We start from the raw sequence: 17,875 nt of genomic DNA, 5'->3' as shown, positions 1-17,875 counted from the left end.
CCTGCTTGTCGCCTTCCCCCGCAGCGGTTGATCGTCAGCTGCGGGGCCGGCGGCCACCCAGGGCGCGGCTGACGTCGCCGGCTTCCTTGAGGGTTGCCCGGAGCTCCTTGGGCAGGGAGAACAGCAGGTCTTCCTCGGCAGTGACCACTTCCTCCACCGCACCATAGCCATAGTCGGCCAGGAGCCTCAGGACGTCCTGCACCAGGACCTCCGGAACAGAGGCGCCGGACGTGACACCCACGGTGGCCACGCCTTCAAACCAGGCTTCGTCAACCTCGTTGGCGAAGTCCACCCGGTACGAGGCCTTGGCGCCGTATTCCAGCGCCACCTCCACCAGCCGGACCGAATTGGAAGAGTTGGCGGAGCCCACCACGATCACCAGGTCAGCTTTAGGCGCGATCTTCTTGATGGCCACCTGCCGGTTTGTGGTGGCATAGCAGATGTCATCGCTGGGCGGGTCCTGCAGGGTGGGGAACCGGTCCTTGAGCAACCGGACGGTTTCCATGGTCTCGTCGACACTGAGGGTGGTCTGCGACAGCCAGATGACCTTCTCGGGATCGCGGACGGTGACCTTGTCCACTTCGTGGGGGCCATTGATGATCTGGATGTGGTCCGGCGCCTCACCGGAGGTGCCTTCCACTTCCTCATGGCCGTCATGGCCGATCAGGAGGATGTCGAAGTCGTCCTTGGCGAAGCGGACGGCTTCCTTGTGCACCTTGGTGACCAGGGGGCAGGTGGCATCGATGGTGCGCAGGCCCCGGGTCTCGGCGGATTCAACCACAGCGGGGGAAACACCGTGGGCGGAGAAGATCACCAGCGCGCCCTCGGGAACTTCGTCGGTCTCTTCCACGAAGATGGCGCCCTTTTCCTCCAGCGAGCTGACCACGTGGACATTGTGGACGATCTGCTTGCGGACGTACACGGGCGGCCCGTAGTGTTCCAGCGCCTTCTCGACGGCGATCACTGCCCGGTCAACACCGGCGCAGTAGCCGCGGGGCGCGGCCAGCAGCACCTTCTTGGTTCCGTTCACGGGGGCCGCGGCCGCCACTTCCTGGGGCGAGCGGCGCCGGCGCGGAACGGTTGGCATCGAAAGGGGTACAGCCGAGGTGGTCATCCCTCCATGCTACCGGCTGGCCCGCACCCGTTTCCGGGACGCGAACAACGTCACAATTCCCACTGCCACCAGGACGCCGCCGGTCACCGCGGTGCCGGCGATCCACGATTGGAAGTCTGCGGCTGCGGCGCCCACGAATTGGTCGCGGAACATGTTGGCCACCGCGTTGCCCGTGTCCGTGGTCACGGCCCGGGCCGATCCCAGTTGCACACCGAGCGACCACAGTCCGGCGAGGGCCAGGCCACCAATGCCTGCAGCAAACAGCACGGTCCAGCGGCGGCGGGCTGCAACGAGTGCCAACAGGAATGCAATGCCGGAGCCGATGGCGGCGATGTAGCCCACGGGCGCATAGGTGGCCAGCCGCTCCGCCCATTCGCGATGTGCGGGCTGGCCGACGTTGATCAGCGTTTGTTCGGGCGGGTTGAGTGGAAGGCGGGTGGCACGGGAGATTTCGTCCGAACCGAGCGCAACCAACGGGGCCACGTCGAGGGTCAGCGACGACGCCGGAGCGTTGCCGGAGGACTCCCCCGCGGGGCTGGCGAAGCTCAGGCGGTGGCTCCTGCGAAGGGTCTCCTCCCACGCCGCGGGGTAGCCGGGAAGCTGGGTCAGGGACTCCGCGGCTTTCTCCAGCACCGAATCGACCAGCCCCGAAAGGGCACCGGGGACCGAACCGGTATCGATCGTTCCCACGGCCGCGGCAGCGAGTTTCTTCTGGAAATCCGCGTTCTTGCCAAGCGGCGCCGCAAGCCGGACGAATCCGTCTTCCTGGATGATGTTCCGGTCCACCCACATGGCGGGTACGGCAACGGATGCCAGGAGGATGCCCAGCACGGTGGCGAGGGCGGAAATGAAAGTGCGCACGGCAGGTCCTTCGGGGTTGGGGGCCTCACTCCATCCTAGGCAGGGTGGCCGGCCTGTCCCTGTCAGCCCCCGGTGCTACACCTTATGGATAAGGTTGATTGACCGCCCCACAACAGTTGAAGGACCCCATGCCCGCAGCACCAGCCCCGCAACGGCGTCCGCATGTCTGACCAGGCATCGCTTCCGGGTACCGTGCCCACTACTTTGCCGGCCACCGCTGCGGAAACCAGCCCGGACAATCCTTGGCCGCTGCAGCTGTTGTCGCAGAAGCTGAAGGCGCATATCGACCGGACTCCCTCGGCGTGGGTGGAAGGCCAGGTCATCGAGCTGAACCGCCGCGGCACCAACGCGTACATCACACTTCGCGACGTTGATGCGGAAGTATCGCTGCCCGCGTCCGTCTGGACGAAAGTGCTGGAGCGGCAGAACCTTCCGCTGGAGCGCGGCTCGCGGGTGGTGGCACTGCTGAAGCCCGAGTTCTGGATGAAGACCGGCCGGTTGAACATGCTGGTGCGGGATATCCGGCCGGTCGGCCTGGGCGACCTTCTGGCCAGGATCGAACGGCTGCGCCAGGCCCTGGCGGCGGAGGGCCTGTTTGCCGACTCCCGGAAGAAGCCCCTGCCCTTGCTGCCGCATCGCATCGGACTGATCACCGGCCGCGACTCGGACGCGAAGAAAGACATCTTGCGCAACGCAGCATTGCGGTGGCCGGCCGTGGAGTTTGAGATCCGTGAGGTGGCCGTCCAGGGCAACACCGCGGTGTCCCAGGTGGTCCGCGCACTCCGTGAGCTGGATGAACTGCCGGAGGTGGACGTGATTGTCATTGCCCGGGGCGGCGGAGCCCTGGAAGACCTCCTGCCGTTCAACAGCGAAGACCTCGTCCGGGCCGTGGCCGCGGCAGCCACGCCGGTGGTCAGTGCCATCGGGCACGAGGCCGACCGTCCGTTGCTGGACTACGTTGCCGATCTTCGTGCCTCCACGCCCACCGACGCTGCCAAACGGATCGTTCCGGAAGTCTCCGAAGAACTGGCAGGCGTCCGACAAGCACGCGAACAGCTGCGACGCTGCATGGAACGGTTGGTGGACCGCGAGTCGGACCGGTTGGCGGCACTCCACTCAAGGCCAGTGATGGCAGCTCCCGAAGGCATGGTTTCCGTCCGTGCCGAGGAAATTGAACGGCTGCTGCGGCGCTCCTCAGCGGCAGTGAACTCCACGGTAGTGCGGGCAGCGGACCAGCTGGAGCACCTGAAGGCCCAAGTACGCGCGCTCTCCCCCCAGAAGACGCTCGACCGCGGGTACGCCGTCGTCGAACTGGCGGGTGACCAGAGCGCACGGATCGCCGCGTCCGGGCACGCCGTTGTCCGCCGCCCCGCCGAGGCACCGGCGGGCTCCGCCTTGTCCATCCGGGTGGCGGAGGGCCATTTTGGCGCCACCTCCACCGGGGTGCTGCAACCAGCAAACCCAGACCACCACCAAGGATCGGAAGAGAAGGCATGACCGAACAAAAACCGGAGTCAGACGTCGCGGGACTGAGCTACGAGGAGGCCCGGGAGCAACTCATCGCCGTGGTGGGCAGGCTGGAGGCAGGAGGGGCAAGCCTGGAGGAGTCCCTGGCGTTGTGGGAGCGCGGGGAGGCCCTGGCCGCACGCTGCGAGGAGTGGCTGGAAGGCGCACGGAAGCGGTTGGCCGCTTCCCGCGACCAACCGCTCTGAGGCCGGCGCCCCTGGCCCGGGCCGGGTCGCCGGGCTCTGGCCTTGGGGCTCCGGCCTGCACCCAGGGTCAGGACCGGGCTACCAGCTCCCGTTCAATGTCGACATCGAACTCGGCTTTGGGCCACTCCAGGCGAAGATCGGACAGCGCCGACATCACCAGTTGCTGTACGGCGATCCGGGCAAACCACTTCTTGTTGGCCGGAACCACGTACCAGGGGGCCTCGGCCGTGCTGGTTTCGTCGAAGGCAGCCTGGTAGGCCGCCATGTAGTCGTCCCAAAAGGCGCGTTCCTTCAAATCACCGCTGCTGTACTTCCAGTGCTTGGCAGGATTGTCCAGGCGGGCCAACAGCCGGGACTTTTGCTCATCCTTGCTGATTTTCAGCATCACCTTGACGATCCTGGTGCCGGCGTCGGTCTGGCGAGCCTCGAATTCGTTGATGGCCCGGTAGCGTCGGGTGATTTCGTCCGGGGTTGCCCAGTTGTGGACCCGGTGGATGAGGACGTCCTCGTAATGGGAGCGGTCGAAGATACCCACCATTCCGGCTGCCGGCACCTCCTTCTCGATGCGCCAGAGGAAATCGTAGGATTTCTCCTGCTCAGTGGGCGCCTTGAACGCCTTGAACTGGACGCCTTGGGGGTCCATGGTGGCCATCACGTGGTTGACGATTCCGCCTTTGCCTGCCGTGTCCATCGCCTGCAGGACCAGGAGGATCCGCTTTTTCCCGCCGAACCGTGACTCCGCGAACAGCTTTTCCTGCATGTCCGTGAGCTTCCCGTCCAGGTCCGCCAGCAACGCTTCGCCGTCAGCCTTGTTGCCGCTGTAGCCCGGGGTGGCGTCGGGGTCCACAGCGGCCAGGGAAAATCCCTTCCCGACGCGCAGGGTCTCAGAGGGGTGCTGGTCGAAACCGACGATGCTGGCCATGGGGGTCCTTCCACGGGAGGGTCACGGACGCGGTGCGCCCGTGACCACAGGCTAGTTCCCCTGGTACCGGCTTAGGAAGTCCCCCATCCGGCCTATGGCTTCCTCGATGTCCTTGACGTTCGGCAGCGTGACCATGCGGAAGTGGTCCGGCCGCACCCAGTTGAACGCGCGGCCGTGCGACACCAGGATCTTCTGTTCCCTCAGGAGGTCGAGGACAAACTTCTCGTCATCCCTGATGTGGTAAACCTCCGGGTCCAGACGCGGAAAGAGGTACAGGGCGCCCCTCGCCTGTTGCGTGCTGACGCCCGGAATAGCGTTCAGCATGTCGTAGGCCTTGTTGCGCTGCTCCAGCAGGCGGCCGCCCGGAAGGATGAGGTCGCTGATGCTTTGATAGCCGCCGAGTGCCGTCTGGATGGCGTGCTGGGCCGGAACGTTGGCGCAAAGGCGCATGTTCGCCAGGAGGTTGATGCCTTCGAGGTAGTCGGCGGCCTCCTTTTTCGGCCCGGAAATCGCCATCCAGCCGGCGCGGTAGCCGCAGACCCGGTATGCCTTGGACAAGCCGCTGAAGGTCAGGCAGAGGACGTGGTCGCCGGTGAGCTTGGCGAGGTTCACATGGACGGCGTCTTCGTACAGGATCTTCTCGTAGATTTCATCGGCAAATATGACCAGCCCGTGCTTTTCGGCCAGCTCCACGATGCGCTTCAGCGTGGCTTCGGGGTAGACGGCCCCGGTGGGGTTGTTCGGGTTGATGACCACGATTCCCTTGGTGCGGGGCGTGATTTTCGCTTCCATGTCCTCAAGGTCCGGCTGCCAGCCGGATTCCTCGTCGCACAGGTAGTGGACCGGCTTGCCGCCGGCGAGCGCCACGGACGCGGTCCAGAGCGGGTAGTCCGGCGTGGGAATGAGGACCTCGTCCCCGGAATCGAGCAACGCCATCAGGGACATGGTGATGAGCTCGCTGACACCGTTGCCCAGGTAGATGTCGTCCACATGGATGTTCTGGATGCCGCGGGTCTGGTAATACTGCGACACCGCGGTGCGTGCGGAGAAGATCCCGCGGGAGTCGCTGTAGCCCTGGGCGTGCGGCAAGTGGCGGATCATGTCCACCAGGATGGCGTCGGGCGCCTCGAATCCGAACGGCGCGGGGTTGCCGATGTTCAGCTTGAGGATCCGGTGGCCCTCCGCCTCCATTTGCTGGGCGGCCTGCAGGATCGGTCCACGGATGTCATATAGGACGTTGTTGAGCTTTGTGGACTGCCTGAATTCTGCCATCCCTCAAATATGCCACAGGAAGGATGCATCACCGTTGAGACCTCCGCCACACGCGCGACGGCGGCTGCCGGACCTGTGAAAGTCCGGCAGCCGCCGTCGTGATCACCTGCTGATCCCCGCCCGGGCGGGGAAGCGCGCTGCTACTTTACGATGCCCTTGTCTTTGAGCCAGGCGGCTGCTGCCGTCTTGGCATCCTGCTTCTGGCTGCCGCTGACAGCCCGGTTGAGGTTGATCAGGTCATCGGTGGTGAGGATGCTGGACACGGAGTTGAGGGCCTGCTTGGCCTTGTCCGTCATCTTCGCCTTGTTGTACAGCGGCAGGACCTGCTGGGCGATGAAGTTGTTCTTGGGGTCATCAAGAACCACCAGGTCGTTGTCGGCGATCGAAGGAGTGGTGGTGTAGATGTCGGCCACCTGCACCTTGTCCTCGAGGAGCGCCTTGAGCGTCACGGGGCCGCCGCCGTCGCTGAAGGGCTCCAGCTTCTTGGGTACGCAGTTGTAGTTCTTCTTCAGGCCCGGCAGGCCGTAGGCGCGCTCACCGAACGTGGCCGGTGCCCCCACCACGATGTCGCTGCAGACCTTGGCGAGGTCCTCGATGGACTTCAGCTGGTACTTCTCCGCTGTTGCTTTGGTGACCACCATCGCGTCCTTGTCCTCGGCCTTGGAGGCATCCAGCACGGCCAGGCCGTCCGGCAGCTTGCCCGGCAGTGCCTTGGTGATGTCGCCGGCGGAAACCTCGGTGGCTTCCTTGTTGACGTACAGCAGCAGGTTGCCGCTGTAGTCCGGCACCACGTCCACGGATCCGTCCTGGACGGCCTTGAAGTAGACCTCGCGGGAGCCGATGTTCGGTTTGGTGGTGGCGGTGATTCCGTTGGCATTAAGGGCGCCGGCGTACAGTTCGGCGATGATTTGGCTTTCCGGGAAATCGGCGGAGCCAACCACCAGGGACGTTGCCTCACCGGAGGCGCCGCCGCTGGATGCCGGTGCGTTGCTCAGCGGATTGGACGAGCCGCCGCAGGCGGACAACACCACTGCCATGCCGAGCCCGGCGGCCAGGCCACCGAAGGCCCGCCTGCCGAGGCGTGGGGAACGGCTATCTTTCATGACTTACCTCCTTGTACAACAGTCTCCGCAACCACGGGGTCTGTGAGATCAACCGCAGCCTCCAGGCTGCGGTGGGACTGCTTCGAGGCTCCTGTTGCCAGGAAAAGCCTCTGGAATAGGGACAGGACCAGGTCGACGGCGATCGCCAGCCCGGCGATGAGCAGGGAACCGCCCAGCATCTGGGGGAAGTCGCTCAGGACCAGGCCGTCGAAGAGGTAGCGGCCCAGGCCCCCGAGGTTGATGTAGGCAACCACGGAGACCGTGGCGATCACCTGCAGGACGCCGGTCCTGAAACCGCCGAACATGACCGTCAGGGCATTGGGCAGCTCGGCCCGGAACAGGACCTGCAGTTCGGTCATGCCCATGGCCCGGGCAGCGTCCACCACGTTGCGGTCCACGCTGGAAATGCCGGCGTAGGTCCCGGCCAGGAGCGGTGGGACGGTGAGGATCACCAGGGCCCAGATCGGGGGCATCAACCCAATGCCGGCCAGCAGCACGAACAGGATCAGCAGGCCCAGGGTGGGGAGGGCGCGCAGCGCACCCGCCAAGGCCACCACGGCCACCCTGCCCCTCCCGGTGTGGCCGACAAATAATCCAACGGGTACGGCTATGGCGGTGGCGATCAGCATGACCAGCCCGGTGTACTGCAGGTGCTCCCCAAGCCTGGTGGGGATGCCCATGCTTCCGGACCAGTGCGTTGGGTCGGCGAGCCAGGCAACAGTATCGGAGACGACGTTGCTCACGCGCGCCCTCCCGTCCCGGTTTCGGTCAGGGGCCGTCCCGCCGTGGCGTGCGTGCTGGTGCGGCCGGCGCCGTCCCCGCGTTCGCGCCGGGTGCCGGTCCGCTCCCACGGGGTGAGGATGCGTTCCAGCAGGACGAGGAGGGCGTCCATCAGCAGTGCCAGGACCAGGATGGCGATGATCCCCACCACCACCTCGGTGACGAAGTCGCGTTGGAGCCCATCGGTGAAGAGCATGCCCAGGTTGCCAACTCCCAGCAGGGCGGCAACGCTGACCAGGGAGATGTTGCTGACGGACACTACCCGCAAACCAGCGAACATGACCGGCAGGGAAAGCGGCAGGTCAACCTTCAGGAAACGTGCCAGCGGCTTGAACCCCATGGCCTGGGCGGCCTGGCTGACGTCGGCGTCCACGGAATCGAAAGCGTCCAAGGCCGCACGGACCAGCAGCGCCACAGCATAAATGGTGAGCGCCACCACCACGTTGAGGGGGTCCAGGATGCGGGTGCCCAGGATGGTGGGCAGGATGATGAACAGCGCCAGCGAGGGGATGGTGTAGAGAAGGGACGACGCCGTCAGCACCACGGAGCGGAGGGCACCGTTTTGCCTGGCCAGCTGGGCGAGCGGGATCGAAATCACCAGGCCCAACACCATGGGAACGAGCGCCAGCACCAGGTGCTGGCCGCCGCGCTCGAAGACCATGCCGCTGTTGGCCAGGAACCACTCCATCAGAGTGCCGCCTGCCGCAGCTGGCGCACTTCCTCGATCAGCGCCAGGACCTCGCCGCCGCGAACAACTCCCTGCACCCGGCCCTCGGGGTCCACGGCAACGCCAAGGCCGGACGGCGATGACAGGGCAGCGTCCAGGGCCCGCCGCAGGCTCTCCCCGGGACGGAACAGCGAGCCGCCGGGAACGAGTTCAGTTTCGGTGCCGGGTGCCGACCAGCCCAGCGGCCGCTTGTCCGCGTCCACCACCAGCTGCCAGCCGCCGGCGGCGCTGGGATCGGACACGTTCCCCCCGGCGCCGCGGATGATCGTAGGCACGGGGTGCAGGACCACGCCGTCGGACGGGGTGAACCCGAGGTGGCGGAAGCCTCGGTCGCGCCCCACGAAGGATGCGACGAAATTGTTGGCGGGCGCCCGCAGGATCTCCTCTGGCGTGGCGTACTGGGCCAGTTTGCCGCCGGTGGCAAAGACGGCCACCTTGTCCCCCAGGATGGTGGCCTCGTCAATATCGTGGGTGACGAAGACGATGGTCTTGGCGAGGTCCTTCTGCAGGCGCAGCAGTTCCTGCTGGAGTTCGTCACGGACAACCGGGTCCACCGCACTGAACGGCTCGTCCATCAGGAGCACGGGCGGGTCCGCTGCGAGGGCACGGGCAACGCCGACGCGCTGTTGCTGGCCGCCGGAGAGCTGCGACGGGTAGCGCCTGCCCAGGGACGATGCCAGGCCCACCACGTCCAGGAGCTCCTCCGCGCGCCTGCGCGCGTCAGCCTTGGAGACACCGTTCAGCCGGGGGACGGTGGCGATGTTGTCCAGCACCGAGCGGTGCGGCAACAGTCCCGCCGACTGCATGACGTAGCCCATGGAGCGGCGCAGTTCAGCGGCCGGCACCGTGGTGACATCCCGGCCGTCCACCGTGATGGTTCCGGAGGTGGGTTCCACCATCCGGTTGATCATCCTCAGCGACGTCGTTTTGCCGCAGCCTGAGGGACCGACGAACACGGTGACGGTGCCCTTGGCGATGGACATGGACAAACCGTCCACGGCAGGCTGGCCGCCCGGGTACTGCTTGGTGACGCTCTGGAACTCGATCATCGCCTGGTCCATGGTGCGGACTTACCTAATCTCTCAGACGGGCTGTTCTCAGCACCGCGACATTGCCATCAGCACACTGATAGTTACGGTAACCCAATCGGGGGCCGGCATCACCAGATCTGGCCGCAAACCCCGCAAAGGAATCCCTACTGTGACCATTCGGCACCCCGGCGGCCACGGATGGGTATCCGGGCGGGGCAAACGCGCATGTCCGGCCGGGACGGAGCGCGCCTAAAGTGGAGGCGTGACCAACTTGGAAGTTTCACCCCAGCAGGAAAGCTGTCCCCCGGCCCCGGCGGAAGGGAGATCCGGGCCCTGCCTGCAGTTGTGGCCCGAGCGCGAGGTGCCGCTGGGCGGGGTGCGTGCCATGAACGTCAAGCGCACGTTGCCGCAGCGCGGGTTGCCAACGATCGGGGCCTGGTGCTTCCTGGACAGTTTTGGTCCGGACCGGACAGCGATGTCGGTCCTTCCCCATCCCCACATTGGGCTGCAGACCGTGACCTGGCCCCTGGCGGGACATATCCGCCACCGGGACAGCGTGGGCAGCGACGTGGTGGTGCGGCCTGGAGAATTGAACATCATGACCGCCGGACGCGGGGTCTCGCACTCCGAGTTCGCGATGCTTCCCGCCGACGGTGGTGAGTTGCCGCTGCAGCGCGGTCTGCAGCTTTGGGTTGCCCTTCCCGACGCCGACCGGCACCGGGCGCCTGCCTTCGAACAGCACCGGGAGTTGCCCGTGGCCAGCGGCCCCGGGTTCACCGCCACGGTGATGGTGGGTGAATTTGGCGGCGTGGTGTCCCCCGCCACGATGTACTCACCGATCACGGGCGCAGACGTCGCCTGCGAAGGGGACGCGGTGCTGCCGCTGAACCCGGACTTTGAGCACGGTGTCCTGGTGCTCGACGGCGGCCTGGCGGTGGACGGGGAGGACCTGCCTGCGGGGCCGCTGGGCTACCTGGGCGCGGGCCGGAGTGAGCTGAGGGTGCAGGCACGCCCGGGCACACGGTTCCTGCTGATCGGCGGTGAGCCTTTCGGCGAGGAACTGTTGATGTGGTGGAACTTCGTGGGCCGCACCCATGAGGAAGTGGAGCAGGCGCGCGAGGACTGGGAAGCGCAGGCAGCCCTTCCGGATGCCGTGGCGGCCGGCGCCCGCTACGGCCTGGTCCGCGGACACGGGCCGGACGCCGGGGCGGAAGCCGGCCGCATCCCGGCTCCTCCCCTTCCGGGCGTCCGGCTGACGCCCAGGAAGCGCGCCGTGGACTAAGCGGGCCCCGCTACCAGCTCCAGCACACCGAAGACGGGTTCCTGGTCCAGGATCCTGACGTCAGTGATGCCTGCTTCGGAGAGGTTCCGACGGAAGGATTCCTGCACGGGCACCACGTTCATGCCCAGGCCGCCGCCCAGGATCACCGGCCCGTCGAGTCCCAACTGTCCCAGCACCTGTACGGCCAGTGCGGCAAGGTCCTTGCCGCACTGGTCCAGCAAGGCTGCGCTGTCCTGGTGTCCGGCGGCTGCCGCCTCCACCACGTGCCTGGCCTGCTGTGCCCAGAATCGCCTCCCCGTTTCCGGCGAGTGGAACAGCGCAATGAGCTTGTTCGGGTGGTCCAGGCCGCAACTCTTGAGCAGGGCCGAGGTGAGGGGATCGACCGGAAGTCCCTGGTTCATCCGGCGCAGGCTGTGCCGCACCGCTTCCCTGCCCAGCCAATAACCGCTGCCTTCGTCCCCCAGGAGGTAGCCCCAACCGCCGGCCCTGGCCTCGCCGCCGTCGGCGTTGCGTCCCCAGGCGGCCGAGCCTGTGCCCGCAATGACCGCCACTCCCGTTCCGGCCCGTCCGGCGGCGAGCAGCAGGCGCGAGTCGTGGACAACGGTGACCTTGGCTCCCGGGACGAGGGGCTGGATGAGCCCGGCCAGGGCGGCGGCGTCCTCGTCGGTGTCGATTCCACCGGATCCCGCATATACCTGTGCCACGGGACCGGCTCCGATCCGGGCGAAGAGGTCAGCCAGGTTGCGGGCCGCTTCCTCCCGGGTGACGTTCTGTACGTTGGAACTTCCGGCGGATTCGTCGGCAACGGGGATTCCGTCCTCAAAGCGGACGCCGTGCGTCTTGGTGCCGCCGATGTCCAGTCCGATCGTGATGCCGTGCAGTGGATTGGCGGGACCTGCCTGCCCGACGGGGGCGGTGGAGGGGTTCTGGGTGTTCGTCACGTCACAAGGGTACTTGCCCCGGGCCGGGTGGGACGTCGTCGCCATTCGTGGACCGCTGGAGCGCCGCACGGGCCGCCGCGGGCGCCTTGGCAGCCGTCAGCGGCCTGCCCGTGTGGTGAGGCCGGCCACCAGGCCCGGCCCTTCGGCCACCACCAGTTCGCGGAACAGTCTTGCCGGCTCGGCCTCGGCGCCGGTTTTCCGGCGCCGCCAGCTGACGCCGACCTCGCGGAAGGCCAAGAGGGAATCCAGCGGCACTTCCGCCCAGCCCAGGTTTCCTGTTTTGGGGCGCCGGGTACGGCCCGGTGCGTCAGCGGCCGGCGGCAGGATGCCGACGCCGAGGCCCGCCGAGATGAGCCCGCGGACCGTGTGGGAGTCCTGGCTTACGAAGGCGATGCGGGGCCGGAACCCTGCTTCCCGGAACAGGGCATCGGTCAGGGAGCGCAGTCCATAGCCTGGGCCGAGTGCCACGAATGGCTCGGTCCGGATGTCGGCCAGCCGGGCCATCCGCTGCCGCGCCAGCGGGTGGGCATGATGTACCACCAGCCGGAGCGGCTCACGGTACAGCGGCGCCGAATCGAGGTTGCGTCCGGGGGCCGCAACGGGCGCTGTAAGGGCCAGATCGGCTTCCCCGGCTGACAGCTCCTCCAGGCAGGTATCCCGGGCGCCTTGGCTGAGCCGGAACCCGGTACCGGGATGCCGGGCGCGGAAAGCGCTGATCAGCAGCGGCAAGGTGGCCTCGCCGAACGTGTGCTGGAAGGACACGGACACCGTGCCGCGCACCACCTCCGACTCATTGCGGACCAGGTCCAGTCCGGCCTGGAACTCCGCGAGCGCCTGCTCGATGTAGGGCAGCAGCGTGCGGGCGGCAGGGGTCAGGCGGACCCCGCGGCCGTCCCGGACCAGGAGCTCGGTGCCGACGGCGGCGCTCGCCCGGGCCAGCGCCCGGCTCACCGTCGATTGGGGCACGCCCAGGAGCTCCGCGGTTTCCGTGACGTGCTCGGTCCGGCCCAGCTCGGCCAGCACCGGAAGGAGCGGAAGGAGCTGCGCGAGTTGTTTGCGGTCCGGTTCCAATGCCACCCTTCCTTGCTTTGCCATTCGGGCAGCTCCGCCGGCGAAGGCGGAGCTCTGCTGCACCAGTCGGCGCCACGCGTGTTCACCATGATCCGTTTCTGCTATGAGTTTGCCACAAAGTATGCATTGGATGCATCAGTTGTTCCGGGGCTACGCTGGCAGGATGCCCCAGAATCAGCGCGGCGGCACTGCCGCTCCCCCACGCTGGACCGGCCATGCCAAGGGATCCAGGGCCTACGGGCGGATCCTCGCCGGGCTGTCCTGCGCCGGGGTGGCCACGTTTGCGCAGCTCTACTCGACGCAGGCCGTCCTGCCTCTCCTGGCGGCCGATCTGCACGTCACAGCCCCCGAAGCCGCCCTCACCATCTCGTTGGCCACCGTTGGACTGGCCGCCACCGTCATTCCCTGGTCTTTCCTGGCCGACAGGATCGGCCGGGTCAAAGCCATGATGTGGGGCATTTCCGCGGCCACCGTCCTGGGGCTCCTGGTTCCGCTGTCGTCCGGGTTCGCCATGCTGCTGGTCCTGCGCCTGCTCGAGGGGATGGCCCTGGGCGGCATTCCCGCGATCGCCATCGCCTACCTCAACGAGGAGGTCAGCAAAGCCCACGCGGCGCTGGCAGCAGGAAGCTATGTAGCCGGCACCACGCTGGGCGGCCTGTCCGGGCGGCTCGTGGCAGGCCCGGCCGGCGAGCTCTGGGGATGGCGGGCCGCTGCCCTGGCGGTATCCCTGCTCGCCACAGCCGCCGCCGTCGCGTTCCTGGTCCTCGTGCCCAAGGCGCAGGGCTTCGTCCCGGCCCAGGTGTCGGGACTGCGCGGGGCCCTGCGGACCCTCGGCGGACACCTGCGCAATGTCCGGCTGCTGGCCATTTATGCCCAGGCGTTCCTGATGATGGGCGGTTTCGTGGCCGTCTACAACTACCTGGGTTTCCGGTTGTCGGGCGCACCGTTCGGACTCCCGGCGACCGTTATCAGCCTGATCTTCCTGGCATACCTGTCCGGGACGTTCTCTTCCCGCTGGGCCGCCATCATGACCACCCGGTTCGGGCGTCGCAACGTCCTGTTGGCCGGGCTCGCCCTCGCCATGGCTGGACTCGCCCTGACCCTGACCTCGAACCTGGTGCTGATCCTGGCCGGCCTGGTGGTGTTTACCGGCGGCTTCTTCGCGGCCCACAGCATCGGTTCCGGCTGGACGGGCGCCATAGCCAGCACCGGCCGGGCCCAGGCGGCGTCGCTGTACAACCTCGCGTACTACCTTGGCTCCAGCCTGCTGGGCTGGGCCGGCGGCCTGGTCTTCCAGGCGTGGGGCTGGAATGCCCTGGCGGGAGCCGTCATTGTCCTGGCCTGCCTTACGGCCGCAAGTGTCGCCGTCGTCCATCCTGGAACGGACCCGGCAGCAGCCTGACAACCCCGCTCCGTACTCGAATTAACGCCTTTACACGGGCTGCCGGGAAGCTTGAATGTTCGGTGGGGCGTACTCCTGCCAGGCGGATGGCGGCGTTTCTGCGGTCTAGGATGAACAGAGGACCCTTTGGAAGGAAACGCAGTGAGCACGAATGGCAGGAACTTCAGGCCCGGCGCGCACCTGGAACCCTTGGATGCCATTGACGAGAGGCTCCTGGCAGCCCTCGTGGCCGATGCCCGGATCTCCAACAAGCAACTCGCCGAGATGGTGGGAATTGCGCCGTCGACAGCCCTGATGCGCACCCGTGCCTTGTCCGAGCGCGGCATTGTGCAGGGCTACGAGGCAAAGTTGAGCCTCTCGGCGATCGGCAGGTCCGTGCAGGCGCTGGTGGCCGTGCGACTCCGGGCCCATGACCGCGACCAGATCGACCGCTTTACGGCCCGCGTACCCCACCTGCCGGCTGTCCTCTCCACCTTCCACACGTCCGGTTCGGTGGACTACCTGCTGCACATCGCCGTCGGAAGCACCGAAGACCTGCGGGACTGGGTGCTGGACAACCTGGCTACCGACCCCGTCGTGGGCCATACCGAAACGACGCTGGTCTTCGAGCACATCCAGGGCAACCACGGCCCGCTTCCGGAGTAGCACCACCGGCCGGAAACAGGGTTGCCCTGCGATGCTGTCAGCCGGCGGCCCGCTGCTTTGCCGACCGGACGAACGTCGTGGCGGACAGGACCAGCGCGGCCGCGCCGCACAACAGCACGAAGCCCTGCACCGCAGCGGCCATTCCAACCGCTGCGCTGGCCCACCCCAGGCCAAGGACCGGAACCGCACTCCCCAAATAGGTGATGACGTAGACGGTGCTGATGATCTGGGCATGCCGGGCCGGCTCCACCCTGTCCGCGACGTCGTTGAACACGGTCCGGAACGCCAGTCCCTGGCCCAATCCGGCGGCGACGGCCGCGGCCACCAGCAGCACCGGGCTGTGCCACGCACCGGCGGCTCCCAGCATCACCACAGAGACGCCAAGGACGGCAAGGCCTGCCGGTACCGTGAACCGGCTGCGCACCGTGACCAGTTGGCTCATGGCCGACGCCCCCAGCGGCAGCCCAGCCAGGATGCCGATCAGCGGCCGGGAATCCGTGGCAAGGACCTGGGCGAAGTAGCCCGGAGCCAGCGAGAGGCTGAAGCCGAACACGGCGAAGCTGAGGAAGCCGACGCCGGAGGCCAGCCAGAAGGCTCCGCGCGCCTGGCGTGAAACGGAAGGGCGCCGGGGGGCCAGGGCGTGGAGCGGCCGGGTCGAGGCCGGGGCCACGATGGCGGGGCGTGCGCGGATCAGGTACAGCGGAACGAGGAGCCCGGCAAGCAGCACGGAGTGGACGACGTACGGGGCCGTGGTGGCGCCGGGAAGCAGCGACAGCAGGCCGCCGATGACCGGGCCTGCGGCGACGCCCCCGGAGGACGCCAGGAGCGTGAAGCGGGATGCCCACTCAGGCCGGGACGGGAGCAGCTCCCGCAGGGCGGCGGTACTGGCTCCGGTGGCAAGTGCCACAGCACTTCCCTGCAGAGCCCGGCCCGCACAGAGCGCGGCCAGCGTGTGCGCTTCCGCGAAGATCCAGCCACCGGCCAGACCCGTCAGTACAGCCACCAGGAGGGCTGCCCGCCGTCCAATATGATCCGACCAGTGGCCTGCCAGCAGCAATGTTCCCACCAGCGCGAGGACGTAGCTGGCGAACGCTGCAGTTACATCCAGGCTCGAGAGTCCAAGGCTGGACTGCAGGAGGGGGTACAGCGGCGTGGCCAGGTTGGCGCCCGCGAGGAGCATGAAAATGACCGCGCCCGAAATAACCAGCCGGACCGTGGTGGAGGCATTCCACCCGGCGTGCGTGGCCGCTGCCGGGCGCATGCGCAGTTCACTGAAGACCGTCATCGTGCCGCCTTAGGGATCGCCGCGGCGGACAGTCCTTGTGGGAGGCCGGCGCGGATACAACTCTGATGCTTCAAGAGTGGGTCACGATTGCGTGATCACACTGTTATTTGGTGAATAATTGAGCATAATCATCAATTACTGGACCAGGATGTGGTGGAGAGTGACGATCTTGAACAAGTGGGACGCTACGGACCTGAAGATCCTCCTGGCCCTCATCAGGGATCCGCGGATACAAATCGGCGAGCTCAGTGAGTCCTTGGGCATCGCGCGCAATACTGCCCAGTCCCGGGTGCGCCGTTTGCTGCGCGCGGGCGTCCTGCGTCCGGGAGGCCGCGAGGTTGACCTTGATGCGGTGGGCTATGACGTGGTGGCCTTCGTGACCATCGAAGTCTCCCACCGTGAACTGGACGGGGTGGTGGCCGCGCTCCGGCTTATCCCGCAGGTCCTGGAGGTCCACGAGATCTCCGGCCGCGGAGACGTCTGGTGCCGGGTGGTGGCCACGGATACGCACAATCTCCAGGCGTCCCTGCGTCAGGTCCTGAGGATCAAGGGCGTTATCCGGACCGAGACGGTACTGGCCCTGCACACCCATATCCCGTACCGGACCGAGCCCCTTATCAGCGGCCTGAGCAATGCCGCATCTGCGACGGCTAGGATTTCCTGAATGACCATCATCGATAACGCCGTCTATGTCAACGGCGTCCGCCACGCGGAGCCCGAAAGCCTGGAGCAGACCTTTGAAACCCTCGCCCGGCACGGGGGCATGGCGTGGATCGGGCTCTACCGGCCCACGGCGGAGGAAATGACGGCTGTGGCGGCGGAGTTCGGGCTGCATGGCCTGGCGGTCGAGGATGCCGTCTCAGCCCATCAGCGGCCCAAGCTGGAGCGGTACGACGACAACCTGTTTACCGTCCTGCGCCCTGCCCGGTACGTGGACGCCGACGAAACCGTGGAGTTCGGTGAGCTCCATGTCTTCACCGGCAAGAACTTCGTGGTAACGGTCCGCCATGCCGAAACGGCCGGGGTGGCCCGGGTGCGGCAGCGCCTGGAGGCGCGGCCCGACCTTCTCCAGCACGGGCCCGAAGCGGTGCTGTACGCCCTGCTGGACCGGGTAGTGGACGACTACGCGCCCGTGGTGGCCGGACTTGAGAACGACATCGACGAGATCGAGGACCAGCTGTTCAGCGGTGACTCCTCAGTGTCACGCCGGATTTACGAACTGGCCCGGGAAGTCATCCAGTTCCAGCGTGCCATCCATCCGCTGCCGGAGATGATGGACCAGCTGAAGCGGGGTTTCGAGAAGTACGGGGTGGAAACCGATCTGCGGCACAGCCTGCGGGACGTTGAAGACCACGTTGAACGGGTGATCTCCCGGGCAGACTCCTTCCGCGATCTGTTGCAGAACGCCCTGACCCTGGACGGAACACTGACGGCAAACCGGCAGAACGAAGCCAGCGCCGAGCAGAACGAGCAGGTGAAGAAGATCTCGTCCTGGGCGGCCATCCTGTTCGCACCATCGTTCGTTGCCGGGATCTACGGGATGAACTTTGACAACATGCCCGAGTTGCACTGGCCCCTGGGCTATCCCATGGCACTTGGCCTGATGGTGGCCACTGCGGCCCTCATGTACGGCATCTTCAAGAAGAAGGGCTGGATTTAAAGCAGGCGCCCAGGGCATCACCCTTCGTAAGAGGTGGTGCCCTGGGCGGGAAATGCGTTACAGCCGG

General features: G+C 66.8%; 18 protein-coding genes. 7 read left to right on the top strand and 11 right to left on the bottom strand.

The annotated features are described in order from the left end of the window. Window positions 1-34 precede the first annotated feature (34 nt). The gene (locus tag QF050_RS10550; protein ID WP_308930386.1) at window positions 35-1,114 is read right to left on the bottom strand and encodes a 4-hydroxy-3-methylbut-2-enyl diphosphate reductase; all 1,080 of its coding nucleotides are present in this window, start codon (window positions 1,112-1,114) and stop codon (window positions 35-37) included. 9 nt (window positions 1,115-1,123) lie between these two features. Continuing rightward, window positions 1,124-1,975: a hypothetical protein gene (locus tag QF050_RS10545; protein ID WP_308930385.1), complete on the bottom strand. Its 852-nt coding sequence runs from the start codon at window positions 1,973-1,975 to the stop codon at window positions 1,124-1,126. Between the two features lie 162 nt (window positions 1,976-2,137). Between QF050_RS10545 and xseA the strand changes: the two genes are divergently transcribed. Both xseA and QF050_RS10535 read left to right on the top strand, forming a co-directional pair. Beyond that, window positions 2,138-3,472, top strand: a complete 1,335-nt coding sequence (xseA, locus tag QF050_RS10540; protein WP_308930384.1) for an exodeoxyribonuclease VII large subunit — start codon at window positions 2,138-2,140, stop codon at window positions 3,470-3,472. Then, window positions 3,469-3,687: an exodeoxyribonuclease VII small subunit gene (locus tag QF050_RS10535; RefSeq protein WP_308930383.1), complete on the top strand. Its 219-nt coding sequence runs from the start codon at window positions 3,469-3,471 to the stop codon at window positions 3,685-3,687. Before xseA ends, QF050_RS10535 begins: the two co-directional genes overlap by 4 nt. A 67-nt stretch (window positions 3,688-3,754) precedes the next feature. Here the strand turns inward: QF050_RS10535 and QF050_RS10530 are convergent, their stop codons facing one another. The 6 genes from QF050_RS10530 to QF050_RS10505 form a co-directional block, all read right to left on the bottom strand. After that, window positions 3,755-4,609, bottom strand: a complete 855-nt coding sequence (locus QF050_RS10530) for a polyphosphate kinase 2 family protein (RefSeq protein ID WP_308930382.1) — start codon at window positions 4,607-4,609, stop codon at window positions 3,755-3,757. 51 nt (window positions 4,610-4,660) lie between these two features. Continuing rightward, window positions 4,661-5,881 (bottom strand): pyridoxal phosphate-dependent aminotransferase, encoded by a 1,221-nt coding sequence (locus QF050_RS10525; RefSeq protein ID WP_308930381.1) that lies wholly within the window; start codon window positions 5,879-5,881, stop codon window positions 4,661-4,663. 140 nt (window positions 5,882-6,021) lie between these two features. Further along, the gene (locus tag QF050_RS10520; protein ID WP_308930380.1) at window positions 6,022-6,984 is read right to left on the bottom strand and encodes an ABC transporter substrate-binding protein; all 963 of its coding nucleotides are present in this window, start codon (window positions 6,982-6,984) and stop codon (window positions 6,022-6,024) included. Beyond that, the gene (locus QF050_RS10515; protein WP_308930379.1) at window positions 6,981-7,727 is read right to left on the bottom strand and encodes an ABC transporter permease; all 747 of its coding nucleotides are present in this window, start codon (window positions 7,725-7,727) and stop codon (window positions 6,981-6,983) included. Before QF050_RS10515 ends, QF050_RS10520 begins: the two co-directional genes overlap by 4 nt. Then, the gene (locus QF050_RS10510; protein ID WP_308930378.1) at window positions 7,724-8,452 is read right to left on the bottom strand and encodes an ABC transporter permease; all 729 of its coding nucleotides are present in this window, start codon (window positions 8,450-8,452) and stop codon (window positions 7,724-7,726) included. Before QF050_RS10510 ends, QF050_RS10515 begins: the two co-directional genes overlap by 4 nt. After that, the gene (locus QF050_RS10505) at window positions 8,452-9,552 is read right to left on the bottom strand and encodes an ATP-binding cassette domain-containing protein (RefSeq protein ID WP_308930377.1); all 1,101 of its coding nucleotides are present in this window, start codon (window positions 9,550-9,552) and stop codon (window positions 8,452-8,454) included. The genes QF050_RS10510 and QF050_RS10505 overlap by 1 nt, the downstream gene beginning before the upstream one ends. A gap of 232 nt (window positions 9,553-9,784) precedes the next feature. Here QF050_RS10505 and QF050_RS10500 point away from each other — a divergent pair, with 232 nt between their 5' ends. Next, window positions 9,785-10,804: a pirin family protein gene (locus QF050_RS10500; RefSeq protein WP_308930376.1), complete on the top strand. Its 1,020-nt coding sequence runs from the start codon at window positions 9,785-9,787 to the stop codon at window positions 10,802-10,804. Here the strand turns inward: QF050_RS10500 and QF050_RS10495 are convergent. After that, entirely contained in the window at window positions 10,801-11,745 is a 945-nt protein-coding gene (locus tag QF050_RS10495; RefSeq protein WP_308930375.1) for a BadF/BadG/BcrA/BcrD ATPase family protein, read from the bottom strand. The genes QF050_RS10500 and QF050_RS10495 overlap by 4 nt on opposite strands. A 96-nt stretch (window positions 11,746-11,841) precedes the next feature. Then, a complete protein-coding gene (locus QF050_RS10490) occupies window positions 11,842-12,816 on the bottom strand; it encodes a LysR family transcriptional regulator (protein ID WP_308932147.1) in 975 nt (324 codons plus the stop codon). 163 nt (window positions 12,817-12,979) lie between these two features. On the opposite strand from QF050_RS10490, the gene QF050_RS10485 reads away from it, so the two are divergent. Both QF050_RS10485 and QF050_RS10480 read left to right on the top strand, forming a co-directional pair. Further along, complete coding sequence (locus QF050_RS10485; RefSeq protein WP_308930374.1) at window positions 12,980-14,218, top strand: MFS transporter; 1,239 nt, start codon at window positions 12,980-12,982, stop codon at window positions 14,216-14,218. Between the two features lie 141 nt (window positions 14,219-14,359). Next, a complete protein-coding gene (locus QF050_RS10480) occupies window positions 14,360-14,863 on the top strand; it encodes an Lrp/AsnC family transcriptional regulator (RefSeq protein ID WP_308930373.1) in 504 nt (167 codons plus the stop codon). Between the two features lie 37 nt (window positions 14,864-14,900). Here the strand turns inward: QF050_RS10480 and QF050_RS10475 are convergent, their stop codons facing one another. Continuing rightward, window positions 14,901-16,148 (bottom strand): MFS transporter, encoded by a 1,248-nt coding sequence (locus QF050_RS10475; protein ID WP_308930372.1) that lies wholly within the window; start codon window positions 16,146-16,148, stop codon window positions 14,901-14,903. Window positions 16,149-16,308: 160 nt separating this feature from the next. Here QF050_RS10475 and QF050_RS10470 point away from each other — a divergent pair, with 160 nt between their 5' ends. After that, window positions 16,309-16,812, top strand: a complete 504-nt coding sequence (locus QF050_RS10470; protein WP_308930371.1) for an Lrp/AsnC family transcriptional regulator — start codon at window positions 16,309-16,311, stop codon at window positions 16,810-16,812. Further along, window positions 16,813-17,808 (top strand): magnesium/cobalt transporter CorA, encoded by a 996-nt coding sequence (gene corA, locus QF050_RS10465; RefSeq protein WP_308930370.1) that lies wholly within the window; start codon window positions 16,813-16,815, stop codon window positions 17,806-17,808. Window positions 17,809-17,875: the final 67 nt, after the last annotated feature.

Source organism: Arthrobacter sp. SLBN-112 (assembly GCF_030944625.1).
GTDB lineage: Bacteria > Actinomycetota > Actinomycetes > Actinomycetales > Micrococcaceae > Arthrobacter.
This window is presented reverse-complemented; position numbering and strand designations above follow the sequence as displayed.

Excerpts from the sequence above, each read along its gene's own strand:
- QF050_RS10550 (WP_308930386.1), bottom strand. The coding sequence starts at position 1,114 with ATGACCACCTCGGCTGTACCCCTTTCGATGCCAACCGTTCCGCGCCGG.
- xseA (WP_308930384.1), top strand. The coding sequence starts at position 2,138 with ATGTCTGACCAGGCATCGCTTCCGGGTACCGTGCCCACTACTTTGCCG.
- QF050_RS10535 (WP_308930383.1), top strand. The coding sequence starts at position 3,469 with ATGACCGAACAAAAACCGGAGTCAGACGTCGCGGGACTGAGCTACGAG.
- QF050_RS10530 (WP_308930382.1), bottom strand. The coding sequence starts at position 4,609 with ATGGCCAGCATCGTCGGTTTCGACCAGCACCCCTCTGAGACCCTGCGC.
- QF050_RS10525 (WP_308930381.1), bottom strand. The coding sequence starts at position 5,881 with ATGGCAGAATTCAGGCAGTCCACAAAGCTCAACAACGTCCTATATGAC.
- QF050_RS10520 (WP_308930380.1), bottom strand. The coding sequence starts at position 6,984 with ATGAAAGATAGCCGTTCCCCACGCCTCGGCAGGCGGGCCTTCGGTGGC.
- QF050_RS10510 (WP_308930378.1), bottom strand. The coding sequence starts at position 8,452 with ATGGAGTGGTTCCTGGCCAACAGCGGCATGGTCTTCGAGCGCGGCGGC.
- QF050_RS10505 (WP_308930377.1), bottom strand. The coding sequence starts at position 9,552 with ATGGACCAGGCGATGATCGAGTTCCAGAGCGTCACCAAGCAGTACCCG.
- QF050_RS10485 (WP_308930374.1), top strand. The coding sequence starts at position 12,980 with ATGCCCCAGAATCAGCGCGGCGGCACTGCCGCTCCCCCACGCTGGACC.
- QF050_RS10475 (WP_308930372.1), bottom strand. The coding sequence starts at position 16,148 with ATGACGGTCTTCAGTGAACTGCGCATGCGCCCGGCAGCGGCCACGCAC.
- corA (WP_308930370.1), top strand. The coding sequence starts at position 16,813 with ATGACCATCATCGATAACGCCGTCTATGTCAACGGCGTCCGCCACGCG.